Source organism: Melioribacteraceae bacterium 4301-Me, assembly GCA_041538185.1.
In the GTDB taxonomy this organism is placed as follows: domain Bacteria; phylum Bacteroidota; class Ignavibacteria; order Ignavibacteriales; family Melioribacteraceae; genus Pyranulibacter; species Pyranulibacter aquaticus.
The window spans coordinates 1-15,646 of the sequence record JBGORM010000001.1 but is presented as its reverse complement, the minus strand read 5'-3'; the positions used below and the strand labels follow the sequence as shown (position 1 = coordinate 15,646).

Annotated in this window: 16 protein-coding genes and 2 tRNA genes; 5 read left to right on the top strand and 13 right to left on the bottom strand. The window is 33.7% G+C overall.

Going from position 1 to position 15,646, the window contains the following annotated elements:
• Positions 1–35: 35 nt before the first annotated feature.
• From ABRY23_00090 to ABRY23_00075, 4 genes are all read right to left on the bottom strand, one after another.
• On the bottom strand, positions 36–1,070 hold the full coding sequence (locus ABRY23_00090; GenBank protein MFA3781447.1) for a 2-oxoacid:ferredoxin oxidoreductase subunit beta: 1,035 nt from the start codon (positions 1,068–1,070) through the stop codon (positions 36–38).
• Positions 1,060–2,919: a 2-oxoacid:acceptor oxidoreductase subunit alpha gene (locus tag ABRY23_00085; protein MFA3781446.1), complete on the bottom strand. Its 1,860-nt coding sequence runs from the start codon at positions 2,917–2,919 to the stop codon at positions 1,060–1,062. The genes ABRY23_00090 and ABRY23_00085 overlap by 11 nt, the downstream gene beginning before the upstream one ends.
• A gap of 84 nt (positions 2,920–3,003) precedes the next feature.
• Complete coding sequence (gene dsbD / locus ABRY23_00080; protein MFA3781445.1) at positions 3,004–4,782, bottom strand: protein-disulfide reductase DsbD; 1,779 nt, start codon at positions 4,780–4,782, stop codon at positions 3,004–3,006.
• A 45-nt stretch (positions 4,783–4,827) separates the two neighbouring features.
• A complete protein-coding gene (locus tag ABRY23_00075; protein MFA3781444.1) occupies positions 4,828–6,471 on the bottom strand; it encodes an NAD+ synthase in 1,644 nt (547 codons plus the stop codon).
• 448 nt (positions 6,472–6,919) lie between these two features.
• Here ABRY23_00075 and ABRY23_00070 point away from each other — a divergent pair, with 448 nt between their 5' ends.
• Both ABRY23_00070 and ABRY23_00065 read left to right on the top strand, forming a co-directional pair.
• The gene (locus ABRY23_00070) at positions 6,920–7,366 is read left to right on the top strand and encodes a PspC domain-containing protein (GenBank protein ID MFA3781443.1); all 447 of its coding nucleotides are present in this window, start codon (positions 6,920–6,922) and stop codon (positions 7,364–7,366) included.
• Entirely contained in the window at positions 7,363–8,262 is a 900-nt protein-coding gene (locus tag ABRY23_00065; protein MFA3781442.1) for a LiaI-LiaF-like domain-containing protein, read from the top strand. The genes ABRY23_00070 and ABRY23_00065 overlap by 4 nt, the downstream gene beginning before the upstream one ends.
• 9 nt (positions 8,263–8,271) lie before the next feature.
• Here the strand turns inward: ABRY23_00065 and ABRY23_00060 are convergent, their stop codons facing one another.
• The 9 genes from ABRY23_00060 to ABRY23_00020 all read right to left on the bottom strand — a co-directional run bounded on the left by ABRY23_00060 (position 8,272) and on the right by ABRY23_00020 (position 14,717).
• Positions 8,272–8,640: an MGMT family protein gene (locus ABRY23_00060; GenBank protein MFA3781441.1), complete on the bottom strand. Its 369-nt coding sequence runs from the start codon at positions 8,638–8,640 to the stop codon at positions 8,272–8,274.
• Positions 8,621–9,412 (bottom strand): glycosyltransferase family 2 protein, encoded by a 792-nt coding sequence (locus ABRY23_00055; GenBank protein MFA3781440.1) that lies wholly within the window; start codon positions 9,410–9,412, stop codon positions 8,621–8,623. Before ABRY23_00055 ends, ABRY23_00060 begins: the two co-directional genes overlap by 20 nt.
• Position 9,413: 1 nt before the next feature.
• Entirely contained in the window at positions 9,414–9,827 is a 414-nt protein-coding gene (locus ABRY23_00050; protein MFA3781439.1) for a secondary thiamine-phosphate synthase enzyme YjbQ, read from the bottom strand.
• A gap of 15 nt (positions 9,828–9,842) precedes the next feature.
• Positions 9,843–10,175, bottom strand: coding sequence for a Crp/Fnr family transcriptional regulator (locus ABRY23_00045; protein MFA3781438.1), 333 nt, complete (start codon positions 10,173–10,175; stop codon positions 9,843–9,845).
• Between the two features lie 8 nt (positions 10,176–10,183).
• A protein-coding gene (prfB, locus tag ABRY23_00040) for a peptide chain release factor 2 (protein ID MFA3781437.1) occupies positions 10,184–11,285 on the bottom strand; the annotation gives its coding sequence in 2 pieces (ribosomal slippage) (positions 10,184–11,215 and positions 11,217–11,285; 1,101 coding nt in all).
• 99 nt (positions 11,286–11,384) lie between these two features.
• The gene (locus tag ABRY23_00035; GenBank protein ID MFA3781436.1) at positions 11,385–11,696 is read right to left on the bottom strand and encodes a hypothetical protein; all 312 of its coding nucleotides are present in this window, start codon (positions 11,694–11,696) and stop codon (positions 11,385–11,387) included.
• Positions 11,697–11,767: 71 nt separating this feature from the next.
• Entirely contained in the window at positions 11,768–13,135 is a 1,368-nt protein-coding gene (locus ABRY23_00030) for an acyclic terpene utilization AtuA family protein (GenBank protein MFA3781435.1), read from the bottom strand.
• A 38-nt stretch (positions 13,136–13,173) separates the two neighbouring features.
• On the bottom strand, positions 13,174–14,094 hold the full coding sequence (gene miaA / locus ABRY23_00025) for a tRNA (adenosine(37)-N6)-dimethylallyltransferase MiaA (GenBank protein ID MFA3781434.1): 921 nt from the start codon (positions 14,092–14,094) through the stop codon (positions 13,174–13,176).
• Entirely contained in the window at positions 14,079–14,717 is a 639-nt protein-coding gene (locus ABRY23_00020; protein ID MFA3781433.1) for a protein-L-isoaspartate(D-aspartate) O-methyltransferase, read from the bottom strand. The genes miaA and ABRY23_00020 overlap by 16 nt, the downstream gene beginning before the upstream one ends.
• A gap of 80 nt (positions 14,718–14,797) precedes the next feature.
• Here ABRY23_00020 and ABRY23_00015 point away from each other — a divergent pair, with 80 nt between their 5' ends.
• The 3 genes from ABRY23_00015 to ABRY23_00005 all read left to right on the top strand — a co-directional run bounded on the left by ABRY23_00015 (position 14,798) and on the right by ABRY23_00005 (position 15,635).
• On the top strand, positions 14,798–15,316 hold the full coding sequence (locus tag ABRY23_00015) for a DUF2179 domain-containing protein (GenBank protein MFA3781432.1): 519 nt from the start codon (positions 14,798–14,800) through the stop codon (positions 15,314–15,316).
• A gap of 93 nt (positions 15,317–15,409) precedes the next feature.
• A tRNA-Gly gene (locus ABRY23_00010) sits at positions 15,410–15,482 on the top strand.
• A gap of 79 nt (positions 15,483–15,561) precedes the next feature.
• Positions 15,562–15,635: transfer RNA gene (locus ABRY23_00005), tRNA-Cys, on the top strand.
• Positions 15,636–15,646 lie beyond the last annotated feature (11 nt).

Sequence of the window (15,646 nt, the reverse complement as noted above, 5' to 3'; positions counted from 1 at the left end):
TTAATCTCTTCGCCCTTAAAGAAATTATAAAATTACTAGTTCACTTCCCAGGTATTGCCGCTATACAAAAGTGATTTTAAATCGCCCTTACCTTTTTTCTCAGTAATTCTTTTTATCTGATCTTCAACTCCAGCATCGTAAGTTTCCTTAATAATTGCACGAAAAACACCAATAGGAGTTGGCATATTAGGAATTTCGGTAAACTGAGATAGAATAAATGCTCTTGCTGGACTTTCATCGTGCTCATCATGGACCCAAAGATCATTAACTGAATATTTGCCGTCTGTCAAATCAACCACTACAGGTTTAAAGCCATCTAATTTGATACCCTTATTACCTTCCTTACCAAATACAAGAGGTTTATTATGTTCAAGTATAACCACATTATCCGCTTTAGTCTCTTTATCAGTGAGTAATTCGTATGCGCCGTCGTTAAAAATATTGCAGTTTTGAAATACCTCTATAAATGCAATTCCCTTATGAGCTGCGGCACGTTTAATCATTTCTTGCATATGTTTTGGCTCACGGTCAATTGTACGAGCAACAAATGTAGCTTCTGCACCAAGAGCTAAGGAGATAGGATTAAATGGATAATCAACACTTCCGAAAGGGGTACTTTTAGTGATCTTACCTTTTTCTGAAGTGGGCGAATATTGACCTTTAGTTAATCCATAAATTCTATTATTGAAGAGAAGAATCTTTAAATCTACATTCTTTCTACAAGCATGAATAAAATGATTACCACCTATACTAAGCAAATCTCCATCACCTGTCGCTACCCATACAGAAAGATCCGGTCTAGCTACTTTTAACCCTGTGGCAATAGCTGGTGCTCTACCGTGAATTCCATGGAAACCGTAAGTGCTCATATAATAAGGAAAGCGGCTGGAACAACCAATTCCAGAAACCCATACTATATTCTCTTTTTTCACACCAATATCGGGAAAAGTTCTTTGTACTTGTGCTAGGATAGAATAATCGCCACAACCTGGACACCATCTAACATCCTGATCTGAAGCAAAGTCCTTTGCAGTAAGTTTTACTTCTTTAACATCTATACTATCTTCCATTATTGCCTCCAAAAATTTCTTTTATTTTGTTATATACCTCACTTGTCTTAAAAGGCAAGCCTTTAATTTTAGTCAGTGAAATTGGTTCAACCAAAAACTGTGCTCTTATAATAGTTGCAAGTTGACCTAAATTTAATTCTGGTATTAAAATTTTCTTAAATCTTTTTAATACATCTTTTGTATTCTTAGGCATTGGGAAAAGGTATTTAAGATGTGCTTGAGATACTTTCAATCCATCTTTTTGTGCTTTTTTAACTGCCTCGGTAATAGCGCCATAAGTACCGCCCCAGCCAAGAACAAGCAGTTCACCTTCTTGCTCACCAATAACGGTCAAATCTGGTATATCATTCTGAACATTTTGAACTTTACGAGCTCTTAAGCGAACCATAAATTCATGATTTTCGGGATCATAACTCACATTACCTGTGATATGAGCTTTTTCAAGACCGCCAATTCTATGTTCCAAACCAGGAGTACCAGGTACTGCCCATGGTCTAGCTAAATATTCATTTCTGTTATAGGGAGCAAATCCCTCTTTATCTTTAACAAATTTCACTGGTATATCAGCTATCTCCTCTGGTTTTGGTAACCGCCATGGTTCAGAACCATTGGCAATGTAACCATCGCTCAGTAAAATAACAGGCGTCATATATTTAATCGCAATTCTTGCTGCTTCTATGGCCATATAAAAGCAATCACTTGGGGTTGAAGTAGCAAGAACAGGTATAGGCGCCTCACCATTTCGTCCAAAAACTGCTTGGAACAAATCTGCTTGTTCTGTCTTAGTTGGCAAACCTGTGCTGGGCCCACCTCTCTGAATATTAATTATTACCACAGGCAACTCAGTCATAACTGCCAAACCCATTGCTTCAGTTTTAAGAGCCATGCCAGGACCGCTGGTAGTTGTAATTGCCAATGAACCGCCATAGGCTGCACCAATAGCAGCGGTAATTCCTGCTATTTCATCTTCCGCTTGAAATGTTTTTACACCATAATTTTTATAAGTACTTAAATAGTGTAAAATATCAGATGCTGGAGTAATAGGATATGAACCTAAAAAAAGTGGCAGATTGCTTTTTAGAGACGCTGCTACAAATCCTAATGCAATTGCTTCGTTGCCAGAAATATTTCTATAAGTTCCTTTAGGTAAATGTGCAGGTTCAACTTGATATCTTGTAGTGAAAATTTCTGTTGAATCACCAAAGTAATAACCAGCTTTTAATGCAGTTGAATTAGCTTCAACAAGCTCTGGTCTTTTTGAAAATTTATCTTTAATCCATTCTAAAGTTGGTTCTATTGGTCTATTAAACAACCAGTAAGTTAAACCCAGTGCAAAAAAGTTTTTACAACGGGTAATTTCTTTTGTGGAAAGTGTACTTTCCTTTAACGCATTAGAAGTTAAAGAAGTTATTGGCACTGGAAACACTTTGTAGTTTGACAGTGAGCCATCTTCTAAAGGATTGCTATCATAACCTGCCATTTTCAAATTTTTCATATCAAATGAATCTGTATTTGCAATAATCATCCCATTCGGTTTGAGATCTTTTAAATTAATTTTTAATGCGGCAGGGTTCATAGCTACTAGAACATCAGGTGTATCTCCTGGTGTATGAATATCTTCGGAGCTAAAATGAACTTGAAAACCACTAACTCCATATAAAGTACCAGCAGGAGCTCTAATTTCTGCTGGATAATCGGGTAAAGTACCCAAGTCATTACCAAATAAAGCAGTAGTATCGCTAAATTGGGTCCCGGTTAATTGCATCCCGTCTCCAGAATCACCGGCAAATCTTACTGTTACTTCGTTAAGATTCTGAATTTCCTTTTCTGTTGTTTTTTCTTTTTCCATTTCCTCTTTTAATACCTATATGATGTTTAACATTTATTTTAGTACTTAAAAATATGAATGCCGTTAAAGATTAGCAATTTATTGTTAATTGACCTGCTTCATTATCGATAAAAATTCATCGGCGTTTACAAAGCCTGTCAATCTTTTTACCTCTTCTCCGTTTGAATTTATAAATATTACTGTCGGCATACCTATAATATTAAATTGTTTCCTTAATGATTCGGTCTCTTCAGAAGCTGTTTTTGTCATATCAACCTTAAACATTTTAAAGCTGCTGCTCTCTTTAATAACTCTTGAATCGCTAAATGTTGAGGCATCTAACTCTTTACATGGAATACACCAATCGGCATAAAAGTCTAATATAATTTTTTGCTTTTGATTAATTGCCTGAGAATATTTTTCATTTGAAAATTTGACCCATTCAGGTTCATTTTTAGACGAAGGCAGCATAGCATAAACGGAAATCAACATAATTACTATTGAAAAAATTATTTTAAAAATTCGAAACCCTTTTACATTATTTGCCATTTTATCAATAAATAAAAGCCAAAAAGCAGCAAAAAACATAAAAGCAGGCAGTAAGTATGAGTTAAAAGCTTTAGGGAAAATAGGAGCGATAAAGTAAATTGCCATGCCTAAAAGCAAAAAACCAAAGATATGCTTAACTGCTTCCATCCAATCGCCAGCGCGTGGGAGCTTTTTTATCTTGCCAGAAAATATCGCAAGAAATAAATAAGGAAGACCCAAACCCAAAGCCATTACAAAAAATAGCAGAAACCCATAAAAAACATCGCCTCTGCTAGCTACATAAGTAACTAACCCTAAAATAAAAGGCCCTATACACGGGGCAGCAACAATTCCCATAGTCAATCCCATAAAAAAAGCACCAAAGGTGCCAGCTTTTGCATTGCCAGCTTTAGCAACCCATTTATCAGGCAGCTTAAATTCATAAACACCAAACATACTAAGTGATAAGACTACTAATACTAGTGCTATCCCAATTAATACAAAAGTATTTTGTAACAAAGTCCCGAAAACTGCCCCGCTTAAAGCAGTAACAACTCCAATTACTGAATAAGTAAGTGCCATTCCTAAAACATACAACAAGCCTAATAAGATTAGCCTTTTCGTTTTACCTTCGCTTTGACCACCAAAATAACCAATAGTAATTGGCACTAAAGGATAAACGCATGGTGTTAAGTTAAGTGCTAATCCGCCAATAAAAACTATTAAAAGACTTAAGATAATTCCACTTGACTCAAGCACTTCTGAAACAGAACCTTTCTGGGCAGTACTAAAAGCAACATTAGAAGGGCTGTTCTGGTAACTCAAATTTAGTTTGGAAAAGATATCAGCATTAATTTCGTTAATTTGAGTTTTGTTATTAACTACTAAAATTTCAACCTCGCTTTTCAAGTTAGCAGGCGGTAAACATGACTGATCATTACATGCTTGATATGTCATTTCAACTGGAATTTTGTAACTACCAGGTTCAAGTGAATCTGGCACTTGAATTAAAACCCCAAACAACACTTTACCTTGATAAACGGAGACAGGTTTTTCAGAAAAACTCAATTTTATATCTTGTGCTTTTGGGTACTCAATTTTAATTACCTTAAAAGTGTCACTGTTTATTTTTATTTGTGTAGCAATTAAAAAGTCTTCATGCGGTTTGTTGGAATTGATATGAAATGACGAATCAATATCAGCAGCAACAGCTAACTTTAATTGAGAGCGCGGATGCACTTTGTCAAAAGATTTATATATGTTGATTCTAACAATGTTTGATTTAGTACTAAATTGAGCAAAGCTCAAACCAAATCCTATTAATACAAAAAATATAAACTGATTTATCTTTCTCATAATGTTAATCCCTTAAATCTAAACTTGAAAAATTATTTGAGTAATTTACCTCCTCCATCCTTGAACAATTGGATAACGCCTTCCATATCCGAAAGCTTTTGTTGAAACACGAAGCACTGGCGCAGCTTGTTTTCTTTTAAATTCGTTCAAATCTACCATACGCAATACTTTTTTTACTAATTCTTCATTCTTCACAATTCCTACTATTTCATTATATTCTTTATAGTCTTCAAGGTACATTTTTAAGATTACATCAAGAATCTCGTAAGGAGGTAAAGTATCTTGGTCAGTTTGTAAAGGTTTTAATTCTGCTGAAGGAGTCTTCTGAATAATTTCATTGGGAATAATTTCTTTTTCTCGATTTATGAACTTAGCTATTTTGTAAACTTGGGTTTTGTAGACATCACCAATAACTGAAACGGCACCACACATATCTCCGTATAAAGTAGCGTAACCAGTTGCTAGCTCTGATTTATTTCCAGTTGCACAAAGCAAGTAGCCATGTTTATTAGATAAAGCCATTAAATAAACACCTCGAACCCTCGATTGGATATTTTCTTCGGTAATATCTTCTTGTTTATTGTTAAATGCTGGTTTTAATACCTCAAGAATTTTATCTACCACAGGTTGGATGGTAATTTTATCAAAAGAGATTCCAAGATTTTTTATCAATTTTTCAGAATCTTTAATACTCCCAGTACTAGAATATTTAGATGGCATGAGAACAACATGAACATTATCTTTACCCAAAGCTTGCACCGCAATGTAAGTGACCAGCGCTGAATCGATTCCACCGCTCAATCCAATAAGCGCTTTTTTAAATCCAGTTTTCACAGCATAATCTCTTAAGCCTAAAATTAATGCATCTAAAACTTCTTCTTCAAAACTTCTTTCCACCTCTACAATTTCATCATTAAAATTCTCATTAGTGTCGTAAATAAAATAATCTTCATGAAAAAACTTTCCCATTTTAACCAAGTTCCCTTTTTTATTGAAACACATACTAGCACCATCAAAAATTAAATCGGTTTGAGAGCCAACAGAACATGCATAAACTAAAGGAATTTTCTCGTCACTAGTCAATGTCTTCAACATCATATATCTTTCTTTTCTTTTGCCGTAAGCATAAGGGCTTGCAGATATGTTAATTAAAATGGAAGCACCTTTGTGAAGTAATTTTTTTATCGGATCAATTGGATATAATCTTTTTTTCCAATAATCGGCGTCGTTCCAAATATCTTCACAAATTGAAATGCCAAGTTTTTCCCCGCCGAACTCAAATACAAAAACATCTTTGGCAGGTTCAAAATAACGGACCTCATCAAAAACATCATAATTGGGAATTAAGGTCTTGTTCTGTATAAACTGAATCCTGCCGTTAAAACAAAGTACAGCCGAGTTATAGATTCCAGTACCAACATTAACCTCATAATCCTCAGTTATTGAACCAAAAATTAAAGCGGTCGATTTTGTAACAGAAGCAATTTCTTCAGATTTTTTCCTCACTGCATCTCTAAATTCTTGCTTTTCTACAAGGTCCTGAGGTGGGTACCCACATAATGCTAATTCAGGGAAAACAGCAATTTCAGCTTTATCTTTTATTGCTTTTTGATATCCTTCTATTATTTGCGCTTTATTGTATTCTAAATCGCCTATAATTGGATTAAATTGACAAACTGCAATTTTCATGTATTCATTTTTTTAACTTCTTGAAAAATAAATAAGATATAAAGCTATTTCAATGTAGAAAACAAAATAGAGGATAATTTTCCAAAATTGAATGCCTTTTTTTATTTACTGTATCAGTAGCTATATAAAACTTTATGCAAAATAAAATAATCTATCAAATCTAAAACTCACAAGGAATATTTTACAATTTCAACCATTTTTCAATGAAAAATTTGCAATTGGGATTTACACCTGCAACTAAATTTAAGCAACTGTTTGAGTAATAATATAATAACTTTCTGCTCTTCACTCATTTTATCGGAATTAATTTATATTGTATTTCAGGAAAAAATTTGTTCTAATAAATTTTTAGGATTTAACTTATATATTTTATTTAAACAATAATAACTTCTCAAAACATTTTAGATTATGTAGCGTCTAAAATTTTAGTAAAGGGGGTTAATAAACTATGAGAGATAAATTATATCGATCCAGAAAATTTAGAGTATTAGGGGGAGTTTGTGGTGGTCTTGCAGAATATCTTAATTTGGACCCAGTCTTGGTGAGAGTTCTTTTTGTCATTATTGCCCTAATTAATGGACTTGGTATATTACTTTATATTATTCTATGGATTGTTTTACCGGAAGAAAGTTTTGAAAAAGCTTACGGAATTAAACAGGATCAAACACAGAACAATTTAAATAAAGAGAATTCTCCAACAATTGATAAATTTCAAAACAGAGGCAGCGGAAGAATAGTCTTTGGCGTCTTATTGATTTCAATAGGATTGTTATTTTTTGTTAATAATGTTTTCCCTTATATTAATTTTGAAGATATATTTCCCTTAATATTAATTGTTATTGGTATAGCTCTCATTTACAATTCATTTAGGAACAGCAGAGAGAATAAAACATGAAAAGTAGTCAATTATTTTGGGGATTCTTTTTCCTTACAATTGGCGGACTGTTTTTTCTTACAAGACTTGACATAATTAAAGATAATTTGAGTTTTGTCTGGGACATTTGGCCTTTATTGTTTATTCTTTGGGGTTTGCAGATTATTACCAAAAATTCTATGGCAAGACCAATTGTAAGCGGGTTATTTGGAATTTTTATAGGACTTATGCTCTTTGGATTAGTTTATAATTTCTTTATCTCTATTAATATCGACAATGAAAATAATAGCTTTGCTACAGAGAAATATTCAGAAGAGTATGATTCAGCCATAAAAAATGCAGCATTAGAACTTAATACCGGTGCAGGTGTAATTATTTTGGGTGGAACAACAAATAAATTAATCGATGGTTATTCAAAAGGCAGTTTCGCTGAATATAATGAAACTTATTCAAAAGAAGATTCTTCAGCTGAGATAAAAATGAATCTACGTAAAAGTAGATTTAATTTTTTTCGGAAACACTTTAAAAATTATTTGCGACTAAATTTAAATCCTAATCCAACTTGGGATGTAAAATTAAACTTGGGTGCTTCAAAAGCAGATCTTGATCTATCCGAGTATAAAATCAGTAACGTTGAAATAAATACCGGCGCATCAAATATCAGGCTAAAACTTGGCAGCAAACAGGATAGGGCTGATATAGATGTTGAAATGGGGGCTGCAACTTTGAGAATTGAAATCCCTAAAGAAGTAGGCTGCAAAATAACAGGAGAAATGGTTTTAAGCTCTAAAAATATTGAGGGATTATTAAAAAAATCGGACGACCATTATGAGACTTCAGATTATGAAACCAATAACAGGAAAATTGATATAAACACAAAAGGGGGTATTTCATCAATTATTGTAGAACAGTATTAATCAGTAAAATTATTTTTTTCTTTTTTCTTTAGAATAAACCTTTGGGTCCCAAAAATATTTTTCCATTATTACGCATCCATCCTTATTAAACTCAATTCCTTCTGACCTTAATAATTCTTCCATTAAAAATGGGTCACCAAAGTGAATTCTGCCGGTCAATGCACCAAATCTATTAACTACTCTATGACAAGGTAGCGCAGAATGCTTAGCACTATTTAATGCCCAGCCAACTGTCCTAGCTGAAGATTTTAGTCCACATGCTTCAGCCAAAGCACCGTAAGTTGTAACTTTACCATAAGGAATTTTTTCGACAAGCTTATAAACCTTGTCAAAAAAGTCTCTCTTGTTTGATTTCCTTTTACTTTTTTTCTTTTTCATTGAGCTGCATGTTTCTATTGCCCGTATTTTGAATTTCCCAAATTTTCATATAGGTAAGTATATTTGTCATCGCATGAATTATAGATACCATTAGGCCATGTATACCATCTTTAAATCCTCTTCTTAAAATAAAATGACTAAAAAAAGCTGCAAAAGGGTGTATCAATATATCTAAGCAACTTACTTTCTTTTTGTTAAATTTTTCTTGAGCTTCCAGCGTTGAATAATAATTTATTTTATCTATTGTCACAGCTATAGATTGATGAGTATAATGAATTAATTTCCCCTTCAGCTTACCTCGTTCTCCTTCTACATAATATCCTTCGTGCACTTTTCTATTTGTTACTGACGCTTTGTTTTTTTTAAAAAGCCGAAGTTGATAGTCCGGCGACCAATTACATGAAGTAATATGTTTCCCTAAAAAAAAATTTTTACGAGGTATTAGATATGAATCAAATTTTGGTTCAGAGTTTAGAAGCCGTTGTATTTCATTTTTTAATTCATCGGAAACTCTTTCATCTGCATCCAAGCTTAGCACCCAATCATAAGAAACTTTTTCAAGTCCATATTTTCGTTGAGGCGAAAAACCTTCCCATTTTTTTATAAAGATTTTATCAGTAAACTGCTTAGCAATTTCAATTGTTTTATCCTTGCTCTCAGAATCGATTAAAACAATTTCATCAGCCCATTTTACGCTTTCAAGACAATCTTTTATATTTTTTTCCTCATTACCCGCAATTATAAGCACAGAAAGTTTATTTTTTTTACTCAAGTTATTCACCCATAATTTTAATAATTACGCGTTTTCTTCTTTGTCCATCGAACTCCGCATAATAAACTTGCTGCCAAGGTCCGAAATCTAATTTGCCATTTGTAACAGGAATAATAACTTGGTGATGAATAATTAAATTTTTAAGATGGGCGTCGCCGTTTGTTTCACCTGTTCTATGATGGCGGTAGTTAGGATTAAACGGGGCAAGCTTTTCCAGCCATTCGTCTATATCTTGAATCAAACCCGGCTCAGCATCGTTAACATAAACTCCAGCTGTAATATGCATTGCAGAAACTAAAATCATTCCTTCTTTAATACCGCTTTTTTGTAAAACTTTTTCAACTTCATCAGTGATATTAATGTATTCTCTTTTCTTCGAAGTGTTAAACCAAAGGTATTCAGTATGAAATTTCATTTTTTTACTCCCTCTTCAAATAATTTTTTCAGTTGCTTCAACCAGCCTTGCTGCAATAGTTTTAAGTAGTTTAATTGCAAAATCAGGATGAAGGGTAATTAGTTCATCTATAGGGTAATCGTACACATACAATTCAGTATCAGATGATGCTTTTAGTGTAGTAGTTCTTGGTATGTTTAAAATTGGACTAATTTCGCCAAGTATTGTTCCTTCATTGCTATATTCACTTATCTTTTTATTATTTTTATAAACAGCCACTGTACCAGAAATCAACACAAAAATTTTTTGATCGGTATCTCCTTCTTTAACTATTATTTCATTTTGTTTATATGCTTTAATGTGAGGCATTTATTCCCCTAATTTTGAGAAAATTTCAAGAGATATTCTTTTATAAACTGATTGATATTCCCGTCCATTACGCCTTGCGTATCTGAAGTCTCTATGTTGGTTCGATGGTCTTTAACCATATTGTAAGGATGAAAAACATACGAACGAATTTGACTACCCCATTCAATTTTCATTTTACTTTTTTCTAATTCATTCAGCTCAGCTTCTTGTTTTTCCATTTCAAGTTGATAGAGTTTAGAACGTAAGAGCTTCATAGCATTGTTTTTATTTTGTAATTGAGATCTTTCACTTTGGCATGCAGCAACAATTCCAGTGGGCAGGTGAGTAATTCTAACTGCGGTTTCTACTTTATTAACATTTTGACCACCCTTACCACCACTTCTATAAGTATCAATTTTAAGGTCTGCTGGATTAATATCAATTTCAATATCGTCATCAACCTCAGGCATAACAAACACCGATGCAAATGAGGTATGTCTTCTTTTATTAGCATCAAAAGGCGAAATTCTTACTAATCTATGTACACCTTTTTCTGCTTTCAAGTAGCCATAAGCAAATTGTCCGATAAATTCAATTGTAGCACTTTTAATGCCAGCACCTTCGCCTTCAAGGAGGTCTATTAGATTAGTTTTAAATCCGTTTTGTTCACCCCATCGTAAATACATTCGCATTAGCATTTCCGCCCAATCCTGTGCTTCTGTTCCTCCAGCACCTGAATGAATAGTGAGTATGCAATTTTTCTCATCATCTTTACCACTTAACATACTTTTCAGCTCAACATCTTCAATTTCTTTTTTAATTTTCTCCAACTCCAAATTAATTTCTTCAAGTAGTGATTCATCTTTTTCCATGCTTGCAAGTTCTATTAAGTCATATAAATGATTAACCTTAGAATCAACCGAATTCCATATATCAACCCAAATTTGCAAAGACTTAGATTTTTGAAGAAGAGCTTGAGCATTTTTTTGATTATTCCAAAAGTCGGGCGCTTCAGATTTTTTTCTTATTTCTTCAATCTGATTTTTTTTATCATCTACTTTAAAGATAGCCTCTTAAATTTATAACTCTTTTTTTTATCTCATTAATCAATTTTAATTGTTCTTCATACATAAATACCCCGCTATAAAATACACTATAAATTTGTTAATTGTACTAAGTTGCTAATTTAGAGATATATCTAATTGTTAAGCATTGACAGTTATACGAAAATTAAACTTCCAATTCCATTCTTAATAATGCAGCAGCAAGAGTTTTCCCTTGCGCATCATGTTTTAAGGAAACGGTTCCGCCGCCGCCAAGTGTATTGTGCAAGACGAAGTTCAACGCCATCAAATTAGGAAGTTCATATCGCTCTACTTCGCCAAAACAAATTCCTTCAAAATGCTTTTTAACTTTATCTGCTGTCAGGTGTTTCTTTATTATTTCGTATCCGTTCATATTATAAGCAATTATTCCAATATTTGCTGCATCTCCCTTATCGCCGCTGCGGCCGTGCGCTATATCCAATAATTTTACTTTCATTATTACTCATCCTCAGATTTTTCAGTTTCTATTTAACAATTTCATAATCACGACAAACTTTACTACTTATGCTATGTTGTAATAAGTTTAACTTTTGGTTCAACTAATTTTTTAGGAATTAATGCCGGCCAGTAAGCTACAACTTCATTAGGTTTAGGTCTACCTCCAGCGAAACCAGTAACACTTGGTGGACCTGTTAAAATTAGCGGTGCAATTTCTTTTCCAAATCTTTCAACAGCATTGTAATCGTGTGATCGAACTGCTACTCTAAGCATAATTTCGTTAATTTTTTCTTCATCAATTTTAACTGAAAGTGGGCCATGACATGAGTTGTAACCAACAAACTCAGTTCTAATTTCATCAAACTTAAGATTCAGTTTTTCCAGCCGCTTACGTAGTATTTCATCTGCAGCTTTAGCTTTTGTTAAAGCTTCTGGCCATGAATATGTAAGAGTACCAACAGCCGAGTAGCCATCAAAATAAGAGCATGACACTTTATAAAATTCTGTTTCAGGTTTACCTTTAACGTTGAACACTTTTACTTTATTTGGGGCAATTTCCTCTAATTTAATTGAAGTAAAATCAGCAATACAATCGGGAGTAATATATTTCATGGGGTCACCAATTTCGTATACTAACTGTTCGGCCACAGTTTCAAAACTAACTTTACCGCCTAAATTTTCGTGTTTAGTTATTATTACATCTCCATTAGGGTAGGCCTCAGCAATAGGGAAGCCAATTTCTGCAAGGTTTTCTACAGATTTCCAGTCAGCCAATAAATTCCCGCCAGATGCTTGTCCACCACACTCTAATATATGTCCAGCAACGGTGCCGGCAGCTAAAAGGTCATAATCTGTTTTATCCCAGTTGAATTCATAAATCATTGGTGCAAGTGTCAAGCCGGTATCTGTGGTTCTTCCAGTTATTACAATTTCGGCACCTAGTTTTAAAGCCTCTACAATTGGGAAAGCGCCAAAGTAAACATTTGCACTAAGCAGTTTATCCCTAATTTTTGTTATTGGTTCAGAAGTTTCCATGTTATTTAAATAATAACCTGATGAAATCAACTCATCAATTTTATCAATAATGTTGTCTCCTAACACAACAGCGACTTTCAAATTTGCAAGTCCAATTTCTTTTGCCACTTTTAAAACAGCATCAGCACAAGCTTCAGGATTAACGCCCCCGCCATTGGTAATAATTTTTATATTCTTCTCTTTTGTAATCGGCAGTATTTTTCTCATTAAATCTGGTATGTCTTTAGCATATCCGAGATTAGGGTTTTTATTTTTTTGTTTCTGCAAGATTGACATAGTAACTTCTGCTAAATAATCCATTACCAAATAATCTATTGGACCTGATGTAACTTGGTAAAAAGGAGCATCTACTAAATCTCCCCAAAAACCTTGTCCAGAAGCAATTCTAATTTTTTCTTTCATTTTAATATGATTTTATTTAACAATGTAACTATGCAAAATTAATGAAGATTTTCCAAAATAACGTTTGTTAACTTCGGGAAATCAGAAATGTCATCAACGTTATACCAAATAATTCTTTTATCTGCATTAAACCAAGTTAATTGCCGCTTAGCAAATCGTCTCGTGTTTCTCTTAATCAGTTCAACAGTCCTATCCATTGAAATTTGTCCTTCTAAGTAAGAAATAATTTCCTTGTATCCTACTGTATTCAATGAATTCAATTCTTTAGAGTATCCCATAGACAAAATATTTTTTACTTCTTCTACAAGTCCTGCTTGAATCATTTTATCGACTCTTTTTTCTATCCTTTTGTAAAGGGTATTACGTTCCCATTTCAAGCCAATTTGGATGAAATCAAAATTGACATTTCGGTGGTACTCCTTCAAATGTTCATGAATTGGCTTACCAGTCAAATGAAGAACCTCAAGTGCTCTTATTACTCTTTTCCAATTTTGAGGCAGCATTTGTGATGCTCCAACTGGGTCAAGATTTTTCAATTGTTCGTATAAATAATTATTACCATGCTTTTCTCTCATATTTTTTAGATAATTTCTAAAATCCTCGTCAACATTTGCTGTATCAAATATACCATCAACAATTGCCTTTACATACAAGCCGGAACCGCCAACAACCACTGGAATTTTATTTCTGTTTAACAGCTGCTCAATTATTAGCAATGAATCCTTTTCAAACTTACTTACATTATAATCAGCATCAGGCTCAAAAAGATCAATAAAGTGATGCTTAATTTTTTTTAATTCTTCTTTGGGAGGCTTGGCCGTTCCAATATCAAGATATTTGTAAATTTGCCTACTATCTGCAGATATAATTTCCGTTTGCAATTTCTCAGCAATCATTAAAGCTAAACAGGATTTACCAGAACAAGTAGGGCCAACAATAACAATTACTTTTCTTGCCAACCTTCCAAACCAATTAATGGTACAAAAGCAAAATAGGGAATTTCACTTGAATGAAATTCATTTTCAGATAATTTTTTCATTACCTTTAGCACTTGAGATTTCCTATCACCTACCGGCATAACAAGCGTTCCATTAATTGCTAATTGCTTTTTAAGTCTAACAGGCACTTCAGGGCCACCGGCTGTAACTATTATTCTATCAAAAGGAGCGAACTCTTCCCAACCAATAGTACCATCAGCACATCTGACTGCAATTCGAAGTTGCAGCTCGTCAAATAATTTAAGAACACGATTGTAAAGGTTAATATTTCTTTCAATAGTAAAAACTTTAGCCCCAAGATAATAAAGTATAGCAGCCTGATAGCCTGAGCCAGTTCCAATCTCAAGAATTTTATCACCCACCTGTGGATTGAGCAGTTCTGTCATTAAAGCCACTGTATATGGCTGTGAAATTGTCTGATTATATCCAATTGGTAGTGCCACATCCTTATATGCATTTGGCTTCATTACGTCTGGAACAAAAAGGTGCCTTTCTACATTTAGAATAGCATCTAAAACTCTCTCATTCTTAATCCCTTTCTGGCGTAGTTTTTCAACTAAATCTTTTCTTTCCTGTTCATACATTTTGTAAATAATCTTAATTTTGAGTCACTAAAGATAAAATATAATTAACAATAATTATGAATAAAATTTAGGTGCATGTAATGTTTGATATATTCTATGGTGCTATTTTAATTATGTTTATGAGAATATGTGATGTAACAATTGGCACTTTTAGAACCCTATTGGTGGTGCAAGGGAAAAAGTATGCTGCCGGGTTAGCTGGTTTTTTCGAGGTGCTAATTTGGATCTTTGCAATGAGGTATATTGTTCAGCATATGGATAATGTCCTAAACTTAATCGGATACGCTGCGGGCTTTGCCACTGGAAATGTTTTTGGAATTACGCTTGAACAGTATTTTGCCTTTGGCTATGTACAGGTTAACATAATTTCAAAGCATTATACTGATAAAATAGCAGATATGTTGAGAAAGTCTCGTTATGGTGTTACAATTTTACCAGGAGAAGGTAGTAGCGGAGGAGTTTCTATCTTAATTATTATCATAAGAAGGAGAGACCTTAAAGAAGTAATGAAAAATGTAGAAGAAATTGACCCAAAAGCATTTATTACCGTTCAACATTCAAGGCCATATAGGGGCTATATTCACGGTCCGCGTAAGTAAAATTAAACTCCAGCATTTGCTATATAAAGCACTCTGTATTATATTTAGCAAGGTTTTTATAAAAATATTTGTTCTTAAAAAAGTTTAGAATATGCGGGAATAGCTCAGTTGGTAGAGCGCAACCTTGCCAAGGTTGATGTCGCGGGTTCGAGTCCCGTTTCCCGCTCAATATAAAAAAAGCCCATTCCAAACCCTTCCCAAACAGAGAAGGGCTTTTTTTATTAAATGTAAAAGTTAATGTTAATGGCGCTGTAGCCAAGTGGTCTAAGGCGGAGGTCTGCAAAACCTCTATTCGTCGGTTCGAATCCGACCGGCGCCTCTTTTCTCTAA

Coding starts and splice junctions, on each gene's coding strand:
- ABRY23_00090 (MFA3781447.1), bottom strand. CDS start 1,070: ATGGAAGATAGTATAGATGTTAAAGAAGTAAAACTTACTGCAAAGGAC.
- ABRY23_00085 (MFA3781446.1), bottom strand. CDS start 2,919: ATGGAAAAAGAAAAAACAACAGAAAAGGAAATTCAGAATCTTAACGAA.
- dsbD (MFA3781445.1), bottom strand. CDS start 4,782: ATGAGAAAGATAAATCAGTTTATATTTTTTGTATTAATAGGATTTGGT.
- ABRY23_00075 (MFA3781444.1), bottom strand. CDS start 6,471: ATGAAAATTGCAGTTTGTCAATTTAATCCAATTATAGGCGATTTAGAA.
- ABRY23_00070 (MFA3781443.1), top strand. CDS start 6,920: ATGAGAGATAAATTATATCGATCCAGAAAATTTAGAGTATTAGGGGGA.
- ABRY23_00065 (MFA3781442.1), top strand. CDS start 7,363: ATGAAAAGTAGTCAATTATTTTGGGGATTCTTTTTCCTTACAATTGGC.
- ABRY23_00060 (MFA3781441.1), bottom strand. CDS start 8,640: ATGAAAAAGAAAAAAAGTAAAAGGAAATCAAACAAGAGAGACTTTTTT.
- ABRY23_00050 (MFA3781439.1), bottom strand. CDS start 9,827: ATGAAATTTCATACTGAATACCTTTGGTTTAACACTTCGAAGAAAAGA.
- ABRY23_00045 (MFA3781438.1), bottom strand. CDS start 10,175: ATGCCTCACATTAAAGCATATAAACAAAATGAAATAATAGTTAAAGAA.
- ABRY23_00035 (MFA3781436.1), bottom strand. CDS start 11,696: ATGAAAGTAAAATTATTGGATATAGCGCACGGCCGCAGCGGCGATAAG.
- ABRY23_00030 (MFA3781435.1), bottom strand. CDS start 13,135: ATGAAAGAAAAAATTAGAATTGCTTCTGGACAAGGTTTTTGGGGAGAT.
- ABRY23_00020 (MFA3781433.1), bottom strand. CDS start 14,717: ATGTATGAACAGGAAAGAAAAGATTTAGTTGAAAAACTACGCCAGAAA.
- ABRY23_00015 (MFA3781432.1), top strand. CDS start 14,798: ATGTTTGATATATTCTATGGTGCTATTTTAATTATGTTTATGAGAATA.